The sequence below is a fragment of the Rhizobium freirei PRF 81 genome (assembly GCF_000359745.1).
Lineage (GTDB): Bacteria > Pseudomonadota > Alphaproteobacteria > Rhizobiales > Rhizobiaceae > Rhizobium > Rhizobium freirei.
Genome location: NZ_AQHN01000056.1, coordinates 149,003 through 166,229, shown reverse-complemented (window position 1 = coordinate 166,229; position 17,227 = coordinate 149,003). Strand labels below are relative to the sequence as shown.

The window sequence follows — 17,227 nt, the reverse complement described above, 5'->3', positions numbered from 1 at the left end:
ACGGATGATCGGAGACGCAAGGCATTCAGGCGTCGTTTTTGCCCGTCGTCGAATCGCTTGAAACGGCTTCGTGCGCGCGCTCGCGGCGCTTCTGCAGGTAGGCGTGGATGCTGTTGAAAATATCGTGGAGATTGATGAAGATCGGCAGGAGGCCGGGCGGTTCCACCGCTTCGAGCGACATGCCGACGGACTGAATATGGTCGTTCTCATCGAGATCGCGGACGATGAGGATGATCTCGCCGAGGCGAATGCGATCCGCATAGTCGGCCTTGCCGCCCAGGCGGTGGCGCATAAGCTCGGCGATGGTGAGGCCCTTTTCCTGTTCGCTCAGCAGGCCCGGCCCGTAGGCTGCATCGAGATCTGCGGCTGGGCGCAGCGGCGAGATCGAGAAGGCGCCGAAGAATTCGGCGTCATCGGGATCGACCGGCGCGCGGCTGGCGAAGAGCCGGTCGAGCAGGCGCGAATAATTGGGCGAGACGAAGAGATAGACGATATCGTTTTCGCGCAGGCGGCCGGCATATTGATAGCGCATGGATTTGCCGTCGCGCACGACAAGCGAGGGCATAGCCCAGCGCGGGATGCGTTCGCCGCGCAGAACCGGGCTGTCTTTCACGACGCGGTAGGTGAGGAGTTCGTGATTGACCGTGCCCGGCAGGTCGACCTCCACCTTGTCGATCGCCCCCATGCGGGGGGGAACGATGAGGCCGAGGCGGCGTGCCATGGGTTTGATGGTCCAGCCCTGCACGAGCAGCGACACCAGCACGACGATGAAGGCGACGTTGAAATAGGTCTGGCCGGACTGGAGGTTGCCGAGGATCGGCATGATCGCCAGAAGAATGGAGACTGCGCCGCGCAGACCGACCCAGGCGACGAAGCCGGTCTCGCGCTGGGTATAGTCGAAGGGCAGCAGGCAGAGCCACACGGCGATCGGGCGGGCAATGAAGATCAGGAACAGCGCCAGCGCCACGGCGGGAACGGCGATGGCGGGAAATTCCGATGGCGTGGCGAGCAGGCCGAGGACGAGGAACATGATGATCTGCGCCAGCCATGTCATGCCGTCCTGGAAGCGCTTGATCGAGGCCGAGGCGGGCATCCTGCGATTGCCGGCATAGATGCCGGCGACATAGACCGCCAGGAAGCCGCTGCCGCCGACGGCGCCAGTGAAGGAGAAGACGAGCAGAGCCAGCGCCAGCACGAAGATCGGTGTCAAGCCGCGATCGGTTTCCAGCCGGCTGACGATGAGAACGATCATCATGCCGCCGAAGAGGCCGAGGATGACGCCGAGGCCCATCTGCTTGATGAAGGTCGCGAGCATGGCGATGTTGATGCCCGCATAGCCGTCGCCGCTTGCCAGAAGCTCGACCAAGGCAAGCGTCAGGAAGATCGCCATCGGGTCGTTGGTGCCGGATTCGACCTCCAACGTCGAGCGAACCTTGTCGCGGATATTGATGCCGCCGATGCGCAGCAGGAAGAAGACGGCGGCCGCATCCGTCGAGGCGACGATGGAGCCGAGCAGCAGGCCTTGCAGCCAGGTGAAGCCGAGCAGCCAGGTGGCGGCGAGACCGAACAGTGCCGCCGTCACGATGACGCCGACGGAGGCAATGGTCAGCGCCGGTGCGGCCGCGAGCTTGAAGGCCTGGATCGGCGTGCCATAGCCGGAATCGAAGAGGATAATGGCAAGCGCGAGGGAGCCCAGGATATAGGCGAGATAATTGTTGGAGAATTCGATACCGAGCCCGTCGGTGCCGGCGGCAAGTCCGATCATCAGGAAGAGCAGTAGCAAGGGAGCGCCGAAACGGAAGGCGATAAGGCTGGAGAAGGCCGCAATGAGAATGAGGACCGTGCTGATCAGCACGATGACGTAAAATGCCTCCACCTTTTCTTTCCCTTTCCGTGCGCCGCAGTTAGGGCCAAAAGCCCGGAATTTTGGAAATCTCGCCAGTTTTCATCATGCCGCCGTGCCGGGCAAATTGGCAAACACGGAAATCGCTCGGAGGAGAGTTTACGAATTGAAACTCTTTCCGATGACTGCAACGTCATTGTGTGATGCACTTTGCCAGAACGGCAAAGCGGCTGGGAACGCCCTGGGAGACTTCGAGCTTCAAAATTTATTGGTAAATCTGGACCATAGCAGGGCAGCACCGAAAAAATCGAAATGTTTTTAAGACGATGCGGGAGCGGGCAAAATTTGCGTCTTTGCCGTCGAGGGGCGGTGGCACACTGGAGGAGAGGCTTTCGAGCCCTTTGATACCAAGCCGGCGGCGCAGATGACTGCGCCGCCGGCTTTATCGATTGCGATGATGATCGCAGGCTTCCATCCAAATTGCTTCGGCGAGTGGGCTGCCGTCGCAAAGAGGGGAGAAACCCTGGATCAGATCAGCTTGGCGAAGGCAACGGCCGTGTCGGACATGCGGCTGGAGAAGCCCCATTCGTTGTCGTACCAGGACAGGACGCGCACGAAGTTGCCTTCCATGACCTTGGTCTGGTCGCTCGCGAAGATCGACGAGTGGCTGTCATGGTTGAAGTCGCGGGAAACCAGCGGCTCGTCGGTGTAGCCGAGGATGCCCTTCAGCTTGCCGTTCGATGCAGCCTTGATGGCTTCGTTGATTTCGCCGACCGTCGTTGCCTTCTTGGACACGAACTTGAAATCGACAACCGAGACGTTCGGGGTGGGAACGCGGATCGACGTGCCGTCGAGCTTGCCCTTCAGGTGCGGCAGAACGAGACCAACGGCCTTAGCGGCGCCCGTCGAGGTCGGGATCATGGACAGGGCTGCGGCGCGGGCGCGGTACAGGTCCTTGTGCATGGTGTCGAGCGTCGGCTGGTCGCCGGTGTAGGAGTGGATGGTCGTCATGAAGCCGTGGTCGATGCCAACGGCGTCGTCGAGAACCTTCACGACCGGCACCAGGCAGTTCGTGGTGCAGGAAGCGTTGGAGATGACCATGTGCTCGCTGGTGAGCTGGTCGTGGTTGACGCCGAAAACGACGGTCAGGTCGGCGCCGTCGGCAGGAGCCGAAACGATGACGCGCTTAGCACCGGCCGTCAGGTGGGCGGCGGCCTTGTCGCGGGCCGTGAAGATGCCCGTGCATTCCATGGCGATGTCGACGCCGAGTTCCTTGTGCGGCAGCGTTGCCGGATCCTTGATCGCCGTGACCTTGATCGGCTTGCCGCCGCCAACGATGATCGTGTCGCCTTCGACCTTCACTTCCGCCGGGAACTTGCCGTGAATGGAATCGTAACGCAGCAGGTGAGCGTTGGTCTCGACCGGGCCGAGGTCGTTGATGGCAACGACTTCGATGTCGGTGCGGCCGGATTCGACGATTGCGCGCAGTACGTTACGGCCGATGCGGCCAAAGCCGTTGATGGCTACTTTTACAGTCATTGAAATTCACTCCCGTTCATTCAGGACGTCTATCTATTGGATTTGAGAGCGCTTGTCAGCGCCCTCAGGAAAGCTTTGCTTCAGCGGCGGCGACTACGGCTTCGGTGGTGATGCCGAAGTGCTTGTAGACGTCCTTATAAGGAGCTGAAGCGCCGAAGCCCTTCATGCCGATAAAGGCGCCTTCCGGTCCGATGAAGGCATCCCAGCCTTCGCGAACGCCGGCTTCGACGGCAACCTTGACCGGCGAGTTGCCGATGACGTCCTTGCGGTAGGCTTCCGGCTGCTCGAAGAAGAGTTCGGTGCAGGGAACGGAAACGACGCGCGTGGAGACGCCCTTGCCTTCGAGAGCCGTGCGAGCCGCGACAGCAAGTTCGACTTCGGAGCCCGAAGCGAAGATCGTCACCTTGGCGTCCGCATTACCGGCCAGCGTGTAGGCACCGAGTTCGCAGAGGTTCTTCTCGCTATATTCCGTACGAGCGGCCAAGAGGTTCTGACGGGTCAGTGCGAGGCCGGACGGACGGTTCGTCGTCTTGATGGCGATCTGCCAGCATTCGGCCGTTTCCGTCGCGTCCGCCGGGCGGAACAGCTGGAAGTTCGGGATGGCGCGCAGGCTTGCGACCTGCTCGACTGGCTGGTGGGTCGGGCCGTCTTCGCCGACGCCGATGGAATCATGCGTCAGGACGTGGATGGAGCGGATGCCCATTAGGGCGGCGAGGCGGAGCGGCGGGCGGCAATAGTCCGAGAAGATCAGGAAGCCACCGCTGTAGGGGATCAGACCGCCGTGCAGGGAAATGCCGTTCATCGCGGCAGCCATGCCGTGTTCGCGGATACCCCAGTGCATGTAGCGGCCGGAGAAATCGGTCGGGGTGATCGACTTCATCTGGCTGGTCTTGGTGTTGTTCGACGGCGTCAGGTCGGCCGAGCCGCCGATCGTTTCCGGAATGAAGCCGTTGATGACCTCGAGCGCATCTTCCGATGCCTTGCGGGTTGCGACCGTCGGCTTGGTTTCAGCGAGCTTCTTCTTGTAGTCGCTGATGGCGGCGTCGAAGCCGGCCGGCAGCTTGTGATCGAAGCGGCGGGTGAATTCAGCCTTTTTGGCAGCGTCGGCGGCGGCAAGGCGGCCTTCCCAGGCCTGGCGGGTGCCGACGGAACGTTCGCCGGCAGCGCGCCATTCACCGAGGATGTCGTTCGGGATGACGAAGGGTTCGTAAGGCCATTCAAGGGCGACGCGGGTTGCGGCAATTTCCTCGGCGCCGAGCGGCGAGCCGTGGACCTTGTGGGTGCCCTGCTTGTTCGGCGCGCCGAAGCCGATGACCGTCTTGCAGGCGATGAGCGTCGGGCGGTCGGACTGATGGGCGGCTTCGATGGCAGCACTGATGGCGGCCTGATCGTGACCGTCGACTTCAATGGTGTTCCAGTGAACGGCCTTGAAGCGCATGATCTGGTCGGTCGAATCCGAAAGCGAGACGGCGCCGTCGATGGTGATGGAGTTGTTGTCCCAGAACAGGATCAGCTTGTTGAGCTTGAGGTGGCCGGCAAGCGCGATGGCTTCATGGCTGATGCCTTCCATCAGGCAGCCGTCCCCGCACATGGCGTAGGTGTAGTGATCCTGAAGCTCGGCGCCGAACTCTTCGCGCAGCTTGCGTTCGGCGATCGCCATGCCGACGGCATTGGCAATGCCCTGGCCGAGCGGGCCGGTGGTGGTTTCGATGCCGGTGGCATGACCATATTCCGGATGGCCAGCAGTCTTGGAGCCGAGCTGGCGGAAGCGCGTCAGCTCTTCGACCGTCATATCCGGATAGCCGGTGAGATAGAGAACCGAATAAAGCAGCATCGAACCGTGGCCAGCCGACAGGACGAAACGGTCGCGGTCCGGCCAATGGGGGTTCTTCGGATCGAAGCGCAGATATTTGCCAAAGAGAACGGTGGCAACATCAGCCATCCCCATCGGCAAACCGGGGTGACCGGAATTGGCCTTCTCGACAGCATCCATGGCAAGGAAACGGATCGCATTTGCCATCCGGTCGTGTTGTTCGCGAGAGTTCATGGGTTTTTCCGCAGTGTTCCGGGTTCGGGGATGGCCGCACGCCTGGGAGGGAGAGCCATCGGTTGAAAGGCGGGTATAAAGGGAGACGCTCTTCCGAACGCCATTTTCAACGTCGCCTCAGGCGGCTGAGACATAGCAGTTGGGGCGAGCAAGTCAATAAATCGACGGTTCAATCCAGGGTCCCCGAGGCAATTTTTTGACATTTGCCCGTTTACTTTTACAAAAGACGACAATCATGCGACAAGGCCGGTATGGCCGGCAAAGGAGGCATTCATCCACAGAATAGGGGGGGTGTCACATGGCGGCCTTTATTGACGTGCTGTTGCCGAGTTGAATATTGTTGCGAAATCAGACAAGTGGCCGGATGTTTTGATTCGGGCCTTGCGCGGAGTATCGAAGGCCATGACACCTTCAGGCAAAACGGTGGACGCAGCGCTCGCCCAACTACGCCAGGCGCTTTCCACTTTGGAGAGCGCGGTTGACGGGCGGTTTGAGCGCGAGCGTGCGCATAGTGACATAGAAGGCGAGGTTCGGCGGGTTCACGCCGATCGCTCGCGTCTTGCTCAGGAGCTGGACCAGGCCGAGTTCCGTGCGAACCGGCTCGAGGAAGTCAATCGCGAGGTGTCGCGCCGGCTTGTTACGGCGATGGAAACCATAAGAGCCGTGCTGGACCGCTGATCCCTCGGGGCAGCCGTCGCGGCACGGCAATGATCGGAAAGTCGAATGGCACAAGTAACGGTAACGATCGACGGCAAAGCCTACCGGATGGCCTGCGAAGAGGGGCAGGAAGATCATCTCACGGATCTCGCCACTCGCTTCGACCGCTATGTGCTGCATTTGAAGAGCCAGTTCGGAGAGATCGGCGACCTGCGCCTTACGGTCATGGCCGGCATCATGATCACCGACGAGGTGGCGGAACTCACGCGCCGCGTGTCTTCGCTCGAAGCCGAGCTGGAATCCCTGACCAGCAATCGCGATACGACCATGGCCGCCAATGCGCGGGCCGAGGAGACGCTGGCGAGCGTCATCGATGAGGTGACGACGCGCATCCAAGGCATCACCGAAAAGCTCCTCGTCCGGCCGAGCACTGAGCAGGGCTGAGTTTATTTCTGAGGGTGGCGCTCATCACCCTCTGGCAGAAATCCTGAAACCACTTTATATAGTCCGGGCGGTCTGCGCTTCCCGACAGGAACCACAATCCCTGGGGCCATACTCGATCCAAAGGGAGCTGTCCCTGACCAGGCCCGTGGGCCTGGACACACGGTGCCCACCTACGTTTGTAGGCACCCAGGATCGTAAACATCCATCGGCTGTCGTGGATCGCTCTTAAATTTTCCTCGCTAAGGCAAGGAAGGCGTCGCGCAGTTCTTTTCTTTGTGCCGCGCTGACACCAGTCCTCCCCTTAACTTTTCGACCCGAGATAAGCACCGCGCTCGAGTTCCGCGCGGTTGGTCGCGCTGCGCAAGCGCAGCAGGTCCTTGCGGGCAATCAAGCCGACGAGGCGGCCCGTTTGCGGTTCGACAACGGGAATGCGTCCCGTATCGGCATGGATCATGATGTCGGCGACGCGGCCGACGGTATCGTCGGCGTGGGCGACCGGAAGAGACGTATCGGATACGACATCATAGAGCGATTGATCCATAAGCTCCGGCTCGCTCTGCCAGCGCAGGGCATCGGCGCGCGAGATCATGCCGACGAGGCTGCCATCATTTTCGACGACGGGATAGAAGCGATGCGCATCCGGCCGCTCCGTCATTTGAGTCAGCGCTTCCGACAGGCGCATGGAAGCGGGCAGTGTATCCACCTTTGCGATCATGATGTCGCGGGCGCGAGTGAGCTCGAACGGATCGATGCCATATTCGCGGGTGATGTGCTGGCCGCGGCGCGCGATCTTTTCCGTGAGGATGGAGCGGCGCAGCAGCAGAACGGTAACGGCATAGGCTGCAACGGTTGCTGCCAGCAGTGGCACGAGAGCGCTCGTGTCTCCCGTCAGCTCGACGGCAAAGAAGGTGCCGGTGAGCGGCGCGCGCATGGTGCCGCCCATCATCGCCGCCATGCCGAGCATCGCCCAGAAGCCGGGATCGCCTGGCAAAACGAGGCCCACCAGCCAGCCGAGCGCACCACCAAGGATGAGCAGCGGCGCCAATACGCCGCCTGATGTGCCGGACGAAAGCGCGACGAGCCAGATGCCCGCCTTGACCAGAAGGATCGCCAGCACGGCGCCGATGGCGATGTGGCTGTGCAGCAGATCGGCGATGATATCGTAACCGACCCCGAGGGCGCGGGGTTCGATCAAGCCGCCGAGGCCGACAACGAGGCCACCCAGTGCGGGCCACCACATCCAGTGGATCGGCAGCTTCTCGAAACTATCCTCTATCTTATAGAGCAGGGTCGTCAGCAGGCCGGATTGCAGGCCCGAGATGATGCCAAGGCCGGCGGCGAGCAGAATGCCCCACCAAGAGAGCGACATATCGAAATGGGCGGGAAACAGCGCACCGCCGCCGATCAACAGCGGGCGCCAGACAACCGAAACACAGGCCGCGACCGCCACCGGGATGAAGCTGCGCGGCTTCCATTCGAACAGCAGCAGTTCGACGGCGAGCATGACCGCTGCGATCGGCGTGCCGAACACCGCCGTCATGCCGGCCGCAGCGCCTGCGACAAGCAGCGTCTTTCTTTCGGCAGCACTGAGATGGAAGAGCTGGGCGAAGAGCGAGCCGATGGCGCCGCCGGTCATGATGATCGGACCTTCAGCACCGAAGGGACCGCCGGAGCCGATCGAAATGGCAGATGACAGGGGCTTCAGCACCGCCACCTTCGGCGACATGCGGCTGCCGCCGATCAGGATCGCCTCGATCGCTTCCGGAATGCCGTGGCCGCGGATCTTCTCGGAGCCGTAGCGCGCCATCAGGCCAATGATGAGGCCGCCGACAATGGGAGCGGCCACCATCCAGGGCGAGCGTGCCACCATGGTAAAGGACAGCGGCTCGGTGCTGATCTTGAACAGCCACAAGGCGTTGCTGACGAGCGCGATGAGGTTGATGAGCGCCCCGGCGGCGAAAGCGCCGCCGGTGCCGACCACGAGCGCCATGGCAATCAGCAGCAGGACGCGCTTGTCGGTGGTGAAGTCGCCATTGTCCTTGCGGGAGGCTCCGCCTGAGAAATCATGTCTGTTGGTTTGTTGGAGTGTGCTGTCCTGCATCGGCGACCTTCTGTGCTAAGCGTGCACGGCCGTCCTTCAGCCGCTCCCCGCTTCAAGATGGCAAATATATCGTAATACGATATAAATCAACTAGGACCGCAAATTGCGGCAAAGAGGATGATTTGATGGTGCGACGTTTGGATAAAGTTCTTTCGCAGGCGGATTACGAGGCGCTCGCCACATTGCGCTACACCCTGCGCAAGTTCACCGATTTCAGCACGTCAGCGGCGCAGGAGGCCGGCCTGCCGCCGCAGCAGCACCAGGCGTTGCTGGCGATCAAGGGCAATCCGCAGGGGGTGGCGATGACGATCGGTCTGCTGGCGGAGCGGCTGCTGATCGCCCCGCATACGGCGACCGAACTCGTCGGACGCCTCATCGATGCAGACTATGTCACGCGGCATCCCGATCCCGCCGACAAACGCCGGCAGACGCTGCAGCTGACGGCGCGTTCCGAAGAGGTGCTGCAGCGGCTAAGTACCATCCATCTGCGCGAAATCCGCGACATGGCGCCGGAGTTGATCGAGATACTGACGCAACTTCGGGCTGAAGTGGAAGCCGAAGGCTGATCGTCATCCGCGGTATCCTCAGCCTAGCTCTCAGCGCACGAACGGTTGATAGAGCAATTTTCCGATCTATTTAACGTTGCGCGGCCTCGATGGCCGGAGGAATTGCGCCGCGCTGGCATCGTCGCGGAAATTCCGGTCGCGGCTGCATTGCGGTCACCTGCCTGACTGTCAGGAAATGTTCATCCGAAAGCTGTTGTGCAGCAGGTGACCGAGTTGAAAATTCCTGATAGGGAGCTGCGCGCAAGATGAATGTGAAGATCACTTTTATGTGTAGATAAGTTTAAAAGCCGGGTGCTTGGCAAATTCCTTTCAATAATCGCGGATTCATTGCTGGCGGAATCGGGAGCCGCGCCAAAATTGCCCAAATTCGGAATGATGGGAGCACGTAACAACGGTCCCGTCGAAAGAAATGCAGGGCGGTAACACAGAGACGCAATGTCGGCGTTACTGACTGTTCGCGCAATCGGGACTGACGAAGGTCAACAAACAGGTAGAGCATGTCGAGCCCAATCGATCTGGAAAAAGCCGATGAGGAACTGGAAGAAATTGGCGGCGTCATCGGTTTCCTCAATCGTTATCGCACGCTGATCATCGCCGTTCTCACCGTCGCCGTTTTCTGCTTGGCGGCTTATGCGATCTACGATCTGACCAATGAAGTTCGCTACGACGACGTCGTGCACGCGTTGACGACGACGAAGATTTCCTCGGTGCTGCTCGCTCTGCTGTTCACCGGTCTGAGCTTTACCTCCCTGGTCTTCTACGACCAGAACGCGCTTGAATATATCGGTAAGCGCCTGCCGTTTCCGCATGTGGCGCTGACCTCTTTCAGCGCCTATGCTGTGGGCAACACCGCCGGCTTCGGTGCCTTGAGTGCCGGCGCGATCCGCTACCGTGCCTATACGCGGATGGGTTTATCGCCCGACGATATCACGCGCGTCATCGCGTTCGTCACGCTTTCCTTCGGTCTCGGCCTTGCCGCAGTGGGCGCCATCGCGCTCTTGGTCATCGCCGATGAGATCGGGCCGCTGATCGATATAGACGGGCTATGGCTGCGCCTGATCGCGGTTGCGATCCTTGTCGCGCTTGCTTTCGTCGTCTTTGCCGGCCGCAATGGCCGCGAGGTGCGGCTCGGTTCCATCGCCGTCCGGTTGCCGGATTCGCGCACCTGGTCCCGGCAGTTCCTGGTAACCGCCTTCGATATCGCCGCGTCCGCCTCCGTGCTCTACGTGCTTTTGCCGCCAACTGCGATCGGCTGGCCAGGGTTTTTCGCCATCTATGCCATCGCCGTCGCTCTCGGCGTGCTCAGTCACGTCCCCGCCGGCTTCGGCGTTTTCGAGACGATCATCATCGCCTGGCTCGGCAGCTCGGTAAACGAAGATGCCGTGCTGAGTTCGCTGGTCCTCTATCGCGTCATCTACAACGTCATTCCGCTCGTCATCGCGATTGCGGCGATTTCGGTGGCGGAGCTGCGCCGCTTCGTCGATCATCCCGCCGCGTCCAGCATGCGCCGCGTCGGCGGCCGCCTCATGCCGCAATTGCTGTCCGCCTTTGCGCTGCTGCTTGGTATGATGCTGATCTTCTCGAGCGTGACGCCGACGCCGGACCAGAACCTGATCGTTCTGTCCGACTATCTGCCTCTGCCGATCATCGAAAGTGCGCATTTCTTTTCGAGCCTTCTCGGGCTGACCATCGTCGTTGCCGCACGCGGCCTGGGCCAGCGTCTCGACGGCGCCTGGTGGGTATCGATCTTCTCGGCGGCGTTCGCCCTTTTGCTGTCGCTGCTGAAAGCCATCGCCATCGTCGAAGCCGGATTGCTGGCATTCTTCATCTTCAGCCTCGTCGTCAGCCGCCGGCTGTTCTTGCGGCCGGCATCGTTGCTGAGCCAGACGCTCACGGCCGGATGGCTGACAGCCATGGCCGTGATCTGCATCGGCGCCGTGGTGGTCCTGTTCTTCGTCTATCGCGATGTCGGATACAGCAACCAGCTATGGTGGCAGTTCGAATTCGCCGACGAGGCGCCGCGAGGCCTTCGCGCTGCGCTCGGCATTTCCATCCTGTCGTCCACGATAGCGATCTTCAGCCTGCTGCGGCCGGCAACGAAACGGTTGGAGCCGGTAACCGGGGAATTGGTGGCGCGTGCCGTTCAGGTCGTGCAAAAGCAAGGCATTGCCGACGCCAATCTGGTGCGCATGGGTGACAAGAACATCATGTTCTCGGAAAAGGGCGATGCCTTCATCATGTACAGCAAGCAAGGCCGCTCATGGATCGCGCTTTTCGATCCCGTCGGCCCGCGTCAGGCGCTGCCGGATCTCATCTGGCGGTTTGTCGAGGCGGCGCGCGCTGCCGGCTGCCGTTCGGTCTTCTATCAGATCTCGCCGGCACTGCTTTCCTATTGCGCCGATGCCGGTCTGCGTGCGTTCAAGCTCGGCGAGCTGGCGGTGGTCAACCTTTCGAATTTCGAGCTGAAAGGCGGCAAATGGGCCAACCTCAGGCAGACGGCAAGCCGCGCGGTTCGCGACGGACTAGAATTTGCCGTTATCCAGCCTCAAGATGTGCCAGATGTCATAGATCAGCTCGCCGAAGTCTCAGACACATGGCTCGCCGATCATAATGCCAAGGAAAAGAGCTTCTCGCTGGGCGCGTTCGATCCGGACTATGTGAGCTCACAGCCCGTCGGCGTGTTGAAAAAGGATGGTAAGATCGTCGCCTTTGCGAATATTCTGATGACGGAGACCAGGGAGGAGGGGTCCGTCGACCTGATGCGTTTTTTGCCCGATGCCCCAAAAGGCTCGATGGATTTTCTGTTCGTGCAGATCCTCGAATACCTCAAGGGCCAAGGCTTTCATCGTTTCAATCTCGGCATGGCACCGCTATCGGGCATGTCGAGACGTGAATCGGCGCCGGTCTGGGACAGGGTCGGGGGAACGGTGTTCGAACACGGCGAGCGCTTCTACAATTTCAAAGGGCTTCGTGCCTTCAAATCCAAGTTCCATCCCGAATGGCAGCCGCGCTATCTGGCTGTTTCGGGTGGTGTAAGTCCCATGATTGCGTTGATGGATGCCACATTCCTCATCGGCGGCGGACTTAAGGGGGTCGTGAGGAAATGATCTTGAAATACGCAATGTCGTTGGCTTTCGCATGTATGTTGTCGGCGGGTCTGCTGGTGTCAGGCCAGGCGCGCGCGGAAGCCGACGATACCAAATACGATCTGGGCATGATCCCTGCACCGCATATCATGCGCCCGCAGGGCAAGGTCTCAAACGAGGTCGTCCTGATTTCCGATCTTGCCGGCTGGGGCGACAAGGAGAAGGCCGTTGCCGACAAGCTTGTCGCCAATGGATCGCTCGTCATCGGCATCGACTATCCGTCCTTTCTGACGTCGCTCAACAAATATGACGTCAGCAAGAACGATGGTTGCATCTACATCGTCGCGGATCTGGAATCACTGAGCCAGCAGGTACAGCGTTCGTTTGCCGACAGCACCTATCAATCGCCGATCATTGCCGGCGTCGGCGCCGGCGGCGCCATGGCCCTGACGATTGCAGCCCAGACGCCGGATGCCACGGTCGCGGGGACACTGGCCGTCGATCCGGCGGCCGGCATCGCTCTGAAGCAGGAGCTCTGCACGCCGGCCGAGAAGAAGACCGATGGCGACATCGTGTCCTTCGGCCTGCAGGAAGGCGCGCTGCCGAATCCGATCGTGGTGAGCTTCACGGCGAATGCACCGAAGGATGGCCGTGACCATGTTACAGACATCCAGAAGGACCATCCCGAGGTCCAGACCACGGATTCCAGCAACACCGACACCTATGCCACGCTTGAGGCTTCGCTTGCCGACCTGATCAAGTCGATCGACGACGCCAAGTCGCCGCTCGGCCTGCCGCTCGACATCATGGAGGCGACGCCGACCGAGGATACGCTTGCCATCGTCTATTCGGGCGACGGCGGCTGGCGCGATATCGACAAGGAGGTCGGCAGCTATCTGCAGGATCAGGGCATTCCGGTCGTGGGCGTCGATTCCCTGCATTATTTCTGGTCGCAGCGGGATCCGCAGCAGACGGCCGATGATCTCGCCCGGATCATCCAGTTCTACACCAAGCGCTTCAAGGTCAAGCATGTGGTGCTGATCGGCTATTCCTTCGGCGCCGACGTGCTGCCGGCGAGCTATAACCGCCTGAAGCAGCCGGAAAAGGACAAGATCGTTCAGATGTCCTTGCTGTCGCTGTCGCAGAAGGTCGATTACGTGATTTCCGTCATGGGTTGGCTTGGAGCTTCGAGCGAAGGCAAGGGCGGTGATCCGATCAAGGATCTGAAGTCGATCAACCCGAAGATGGTGCAATGCGTCTACGGCAAGGACGATGACGAGGATGTTGGATGCCCGCTGCTGAAGGACACGGGTGCGGAAATCATCGTCATGAATGGCGGCCATCACTTTGATGACGACTACGAGGCGTTGTCGAACCATATCATCAATGGTCTGAAGAGCCGCCTCGGCGAATAATCGATCATGCGGGCGGCTGTTTGCACAGCCGCCCGTCTCCACTTCGATATCTTGCCCTGGCGGTAGCAGCGCGGCCTTCCGATATAGCGTCGGTCGAGACGAAGGAACGGACCTTTCCGCGTTCGTTGCTCAGCAATCATTTGCTTCTTGCTGCGGCTGCCGTTAGTCGAAGAGGCACAAATTGCGAGTGGCATGGCTGGCGCCGGCCACTCGTTTCCACGTCTCGAGCATTTCCGTTTCAAACGAAGTCGCGGAAATGCTTTGTCTCCTTGTTTTCACGCAATTCCGGACGCAAATCGCTGCGCAGCTTTGCTGGAATTGCCCTAGAAAGGGCCTCCCTTGTCCGTCGCACAGTCTTCCGCTTTCGCCAAAACCTATTCCGGCTTCCTGTTCGACATGGACGGCACGATCATCAATTCGATCGCCGCTGCCGAACGCGTCTGGGGCAATTGGGCCCGCAGCAAGGGTCTCGATGTCGAGAAGTTCATGCCGACCATGCATGGCAAGCGCGGTATCGATACGATCGGCCAGCTGAACCTGCCCGGCGTCGATCCGGTTGCCGAGTCGACGCTGATCATGGAAGCGGAGATCGCCGATGTCGAAGGCGTGGTTGCGCTGCCGGGTGCGATCGACTTCCTCGCGTCCCTGCCGCCGGAGCGCTGGGCGATCGTGACCTCCTCCCCATACCGTCTGGCGATGGCCCGACTGGACGCCGCCGGCATCCCGGTGCCGCGCTTCATCGTGACTGCCGAGGACGTCAAGGTCGGCAAGCCGGATCCGCAATGCTATATTCTTGGGGCAGAACGTCTTGGCCTGCGCACCTCCGATTGCTTGGTGTTCGAGGATGTCATGGCCGGTATCAAGGCGGGCGAAGCGGCCGGCGCCGATGTGCTCGTCATTACCGCGACGCACTCGCATCCCGTGGAAACCGGGCACACGACCTTGCCGAACTATGAAAACGTCCATGCGCATGTCGACGGCGAAGGAAAAATGTCGGTTGTCTGCAACGGCTGATGATGCCGGATCGGTCACACGATTGCGGCATGTCGCTTTCGCGCATTGCATTGAGCTGCCGGCTCATTATGTTTTCGTGATATCATAAAGTTTGCGAAGATCCGATGTCCCCCAAAGAGCTGAAAGCCCAATATCGCAACGAGCGTCTGGCTGCACGTGACGCAATTCCGGCAGACGAGCGCATCGAAATGGCGCTTGCCATGGCCATGCATGGCGGCGATGCGATCGACATCGAGCCCGGAACTGTCGTTTCCGGCTTCCTGCCGATACGCTCCGAGGCCGATATAAGACCGCTGATGGCGCGGTTCCGGGAGCGCGGAGCACGGCTTTGCGTGCCCATCATCCTCGATCGAAGCACGATCGTCTTTCGCGAGCTCGTGCCCGGCGCACCGCTCGTTCCGTGCGGGTTCGGCACGTCGGGGCCCGGGCCTGATGCGGCCGTGCTCGACCCAGACCTCATGCTGGTGCCGCTTTCGGCCTTCGACAGAACCGGCCACCGCATCGGCTACGGAGCCGGACATTACGACCGCGCGATCACCCGTCTGCATGAAAAAGGGCTGAATCCGCGGCTGATCGGCATTGCATTTGATTGCCAAGAAGTGCCATCAGTACCGGCTGAGCCGCATGATGTCCGTCTTGACGCGATTTTGACCGAGAGCGGACTCAATTTCGTTTCGGAAGCGATTGGATAGCGAATGCGGCTGCTTTTTCTGGGTGACATGGTCGGGAAGACCGGACGGACTGCGGTATGGGACCGCCTTCCGGGGCTGGTGTCCGATCTGAAGCTCGATTTCGTCATCGTTAACGGCGAGAACGCCGCCGGCGGTTTCGGCATTACCGAGGATATCTTTCTCGAAACGATCAATGCCGGCGCCGATGTCGTGACAACAGGCAACCATGTCTGGGACCAGAAGGAAGCCGTCGTTTTCTGCGAGCGCCACGACCAGTTCCTGCGCCCCGCCAACTATCCTGCCGGCACGCCCGGCCGCGGCTCCGGAATATACTATGCGCGCAACGGTGCCCGCGTCCTCGTTGCCAACATCATGGGCCGCGTCTTCATGCATCCGGAGCTGGACGATCCCTTCAAAGCGGCGGAAGCCATTCTCGATGCCTGCCCGCTGAAGGAACAGGCCGATGCCATCATCTTCGATTTTCATGCGGAAGCGACCAGCGAAAAGCAGTGTTTCGGGCATTTCGTCGATGGTCGCGCCAGCTTTGTCGTCGGCACGCATACGCATGTGCCGACCGCGGACGCGCAGATCCTGAATGGCGGCACGGCCTATATGTCGGATGCCGGCATGTGCGGCGATTATGATTCCTCGCTCGGCATGGAAAAGGAAGAACCGCTCAACCGCTTCATTTCGAAGATGCCGAAGGGACGGTTCGAAGCGGCTTCCGGGCCTGCAACCATCTGCGGCGTCGGCGTCGAGATTTCCGACGCAACGGGATTGGCTGAGAAGATCGCGCCGCTGCGGCTTGGCCCGCGTCTGGCGGAAACCATTCCGGACTTCTGGCGCTGAGCGAAGCACGGGGTTTTCATCATCGCCATGCGATGACGCGATTGTGAGCAATCGAGCCTGATTGCAGCTGGACCCGCCTACGCCCATGCCGCATCCTTCCGCCACTATCGGGCTTGAGGGGATGGCATGATGCCGCGATTTCCTGTCCTTGCCGCGTTCTTCCTATCGATGATTTTCGGCTGGAGCGCGGCTGACGCCCAGCAAAAGCCGGCACGCCCGGAGCCGAGCCAGTGCCAGGCGATCGCGCAATCCCTGCCCAAGGCGAGCTTCGCCAGCTTCTCTTCTCCCGGCCCCATCCTTGCCAATGACCTCGTCGATGGCGACGTGAAGATCACCTTCCTCGGACATGCGACGTTCTTCATTGAGACACCCGGTGGGGTTTCGATCGCCACGGATTATAGCGGCGCATATCCGCCACCCTACACGGCTGACGTCGTGACGATGAACAAGGCGCATCCGAGCCACTATACGCTGACGCCCGATCCGGCGATCAAATATGTGCTGCATGGATGGAGCGACGTGCCCGGAGAGCCGGCGAAGATCCATCTGACCGTAGGCGACACGCTGATCCGCAATGTCGTGACCGATATTCGCTCCTGGGGCGGGGGTATCGAAGCAAACGGCAATTCGATCTTCATCTTCGAGGTGGCCGGTCTCTGCATCGGCCATCTGGGACATCTGCATTTCGAGCTCACCGATCAGCAATATGCCGAGATCGGCCGGCTCGATGTCGTAATGGTGCCTGTCGACGGCGGCCTGACCATGGGCGCCGACAGCATGAGCCGCGTCGTCAAGCGGCTGCGTTCGTCGCTGATCCTGCCCATGCATCGCTGGGGCCCGCCGATCGATCAGTTCCTGGCGCTTTTCGGCCCTGACTTCGATGTAGGCTACGCGCCGACGGCAAGCGTTACAGTGTCGCTGAAGACCCTGCCGCGCAAGCCGCTGATCTACGTGCTCAAGGGGCTCTGACGATTTTTGTTGGGACATGCCTCTCC

Annotated in this window: 13 protein-coding genes and 1 other RNA gene; 10 read left to right on the top strand and 4 right to left on the bottom strand. The window is 60.7% G+C overall.

Going from position 1 to position 17,227, the window contains the following annotated elements:
* Positions 1–25 precede the first annotated feature (25 nt).
* The 3 genes from RHSP_RS12770 to tkt form a co-directional block, all read right to left on the bottom strand.
* Entirely contained in the window at positions 26–1,876 is a 1,851-nt protein-coding gene (locus RHSP_RS12770) for a potassium/proton antiporter (RefSeq protein ID WP_004117389.1), read from the bottom strand.
* Between the two features lie 495 nt (positions 1,877–2,371).
* Complete coding sequence (gene gap / locus RHSP_RS12765) at positions 2,372–3,382, bottom strand: type I glyceraldehyde-3-phosphate dehydrogenase (RefSeq protein ID WP_037151607.1); 1,011 nt, start codon at positions 3,380–3,382, stop codon at positions 2,372–2,374.
* 64 nt (positions 3,383–3,446) lie between these two features.
* Positions 3,447–5,429 carry a transketolase gene (tkt, locus tag RHSP_RS12760; protein ID WP_004117384.1) on the bottom strand — a complete coding sequence of 661 codons (1,983 nt, stop codon included), beginning with the start codon at positions 5,427–5,429 and terminating at the stop codon, positions 3,447–3,449.
* Positions 5,430–5,831: 402 nt separating this feature from the next.
* Between tkt and RHSP_RS12755 the strand changes: the two genes are divergently transcribed.
* The 3 genes from RHSP_RS12755 to ssrS all read left to right on the top strand — a co-directional run bounded on the left by RHSP_RS12755 (position 5,832) and on the right by ssrS (position 6,755).
* Complete coding sequence (locus RHSP_RS12755) at positions 5,832–6,107, top strand: DUF4164 domain-containing protein (protein WP_004117381.1); 276 nt, start codon at positions 5,832–5,834, stop codon at positions 6,105–6,107.
* A 45-nt stretch (positions 6,108–6,152) separates the two neighbouring features.
* A complete protein-coding gene (locus RHSP_RS12750) occupies positions 6,153–6,530 on the top strand; it encodes a cell division protein ZapA (RefSeq protein WP_004117378.1) in 378 nt (125 codons plus the stop codon).
* Between the two features lie 66 nt (positions 6,531–6,596).
* Positions 6,597–6,755: non-coding RNA, 6S RNA (gene ssrS, locus RHSP_RS33570), on the top strand.
* Between the two features lie 76 nt (positions 6,756–6,831).
* Here the strand turns inward: ssrS and RHSP_RS12745 are convergent.
* On the bottom strand, positions 6,832–8,631 hold the full coding sequence (locus RHSP_RS12745) for a chloride channel protein (protein WP_004117376.1): 1,800 nt from the start codon (positions 8,629–8,631) through the stop codon (positions 6,832–6,834).
* A 125-nt stretch (positions 8,632–8,756) separates the two neighbouring features.
* On the opposite strand from RHSP_RS12745, the gene RHSP_RS12740 reads away from it, so the two are divergent.
* The 7 genes from RHSP_RS12740 to RHSP_RS12710 all read left to right on the top strand — a co-directional run bounded on the left by RHSP_RS12740 (position 8,757) and on the right by RHSP_RS12710 (position 17,201).
* Positions 8,757–9,197, top strand: coding sequence for a MarR family winged helix-turn-helix transcriptional regulator (locus tag RHSP_RS12740; protein ID WP_004117373.1), 441 nt, complete (start codon positions 8,757–8,759; stop codon positions 9,195–9,197).
* A 497-nt stretch (positions 9,198–9,694) separates the two neighbouring features.
* Positions 9,695–12,304 carry a bifunctional lysylphosphatidylglycerol flippase/synthetase MprF gene (gene mprF / locus RHSP_RS12735; protein ID WP_004117370.1) on the top strand — a complete coding sequence of 870 codons (2,610 nt, stop codon included), beginning with the start codon at positions 9,695–9,697 and terminating at the stop codon, positions 12,302–12,304.
* Positions 12,301–13,698, top strand: coding sequence for a virulence factor (locus RHSP_RS12730; RefSeq protein ID WP_004117367.1), 1,398 nt, complete (start codon positions 12,301–12,303; stop codon positions 13,696–13,698). Before mprF ends, RHSP_RS12730 begins: the two co-directional genes overlap by 4 nt.
* A gap of 339 nt (positions 13,699–14,037) precedes the next feature.
* Positions 14,038–14,712, top strand: a complete 675-nt coding sequence (locus tag RHSP_RS12725) for an HAD family hydrolase (RefSeq protein ID WP_004117365.1) — start codon at positions 14,038–14,040, stop codon at positions 14,710–14,712.
* 104 nt (positions 14,713–14,816) lie between these two features.
* Positions 14,817–15,404, top strand: a complete 588-nt coding sequence (locus tag RHSP_RS34350) for a 5-formyltetrahydrofolate cyclo-ligase (RefSeq protein WP_004117364.1) — start codon at positions 14,817–14,819, stop codon at positions 15,402–15,404.
* Positions 15,405–15,407: 3 nt separating this feature from the next.
* Positions 15,408–16,232, top strand: coding sequence for a TIGR00282 family metallophosphoesterase (locus tag RHSP_RS34345; RefSeq protein WP_004117362.1), 825 nt, complete (start codon positions 15,408–15,410; stop codon positions 16,230–16,232).
* Positions 16,233–16,358: 126 nt separating this feature from the next.
* The gene (locus RHSP_RS12710; RefSeq protein ID WP_037151603.1) at positions 16,359–17,201 is read left to right on the top strand and encodes an MBL fold metallo-hydrolase; all 843 of its coding nucleotides are present in this window, start codon (positions 16,359–16,361) and stop codon (positions 17,199–17,201) included.
* Positions 17,202–17,227 lie beyond the last annotated feature (26 nt).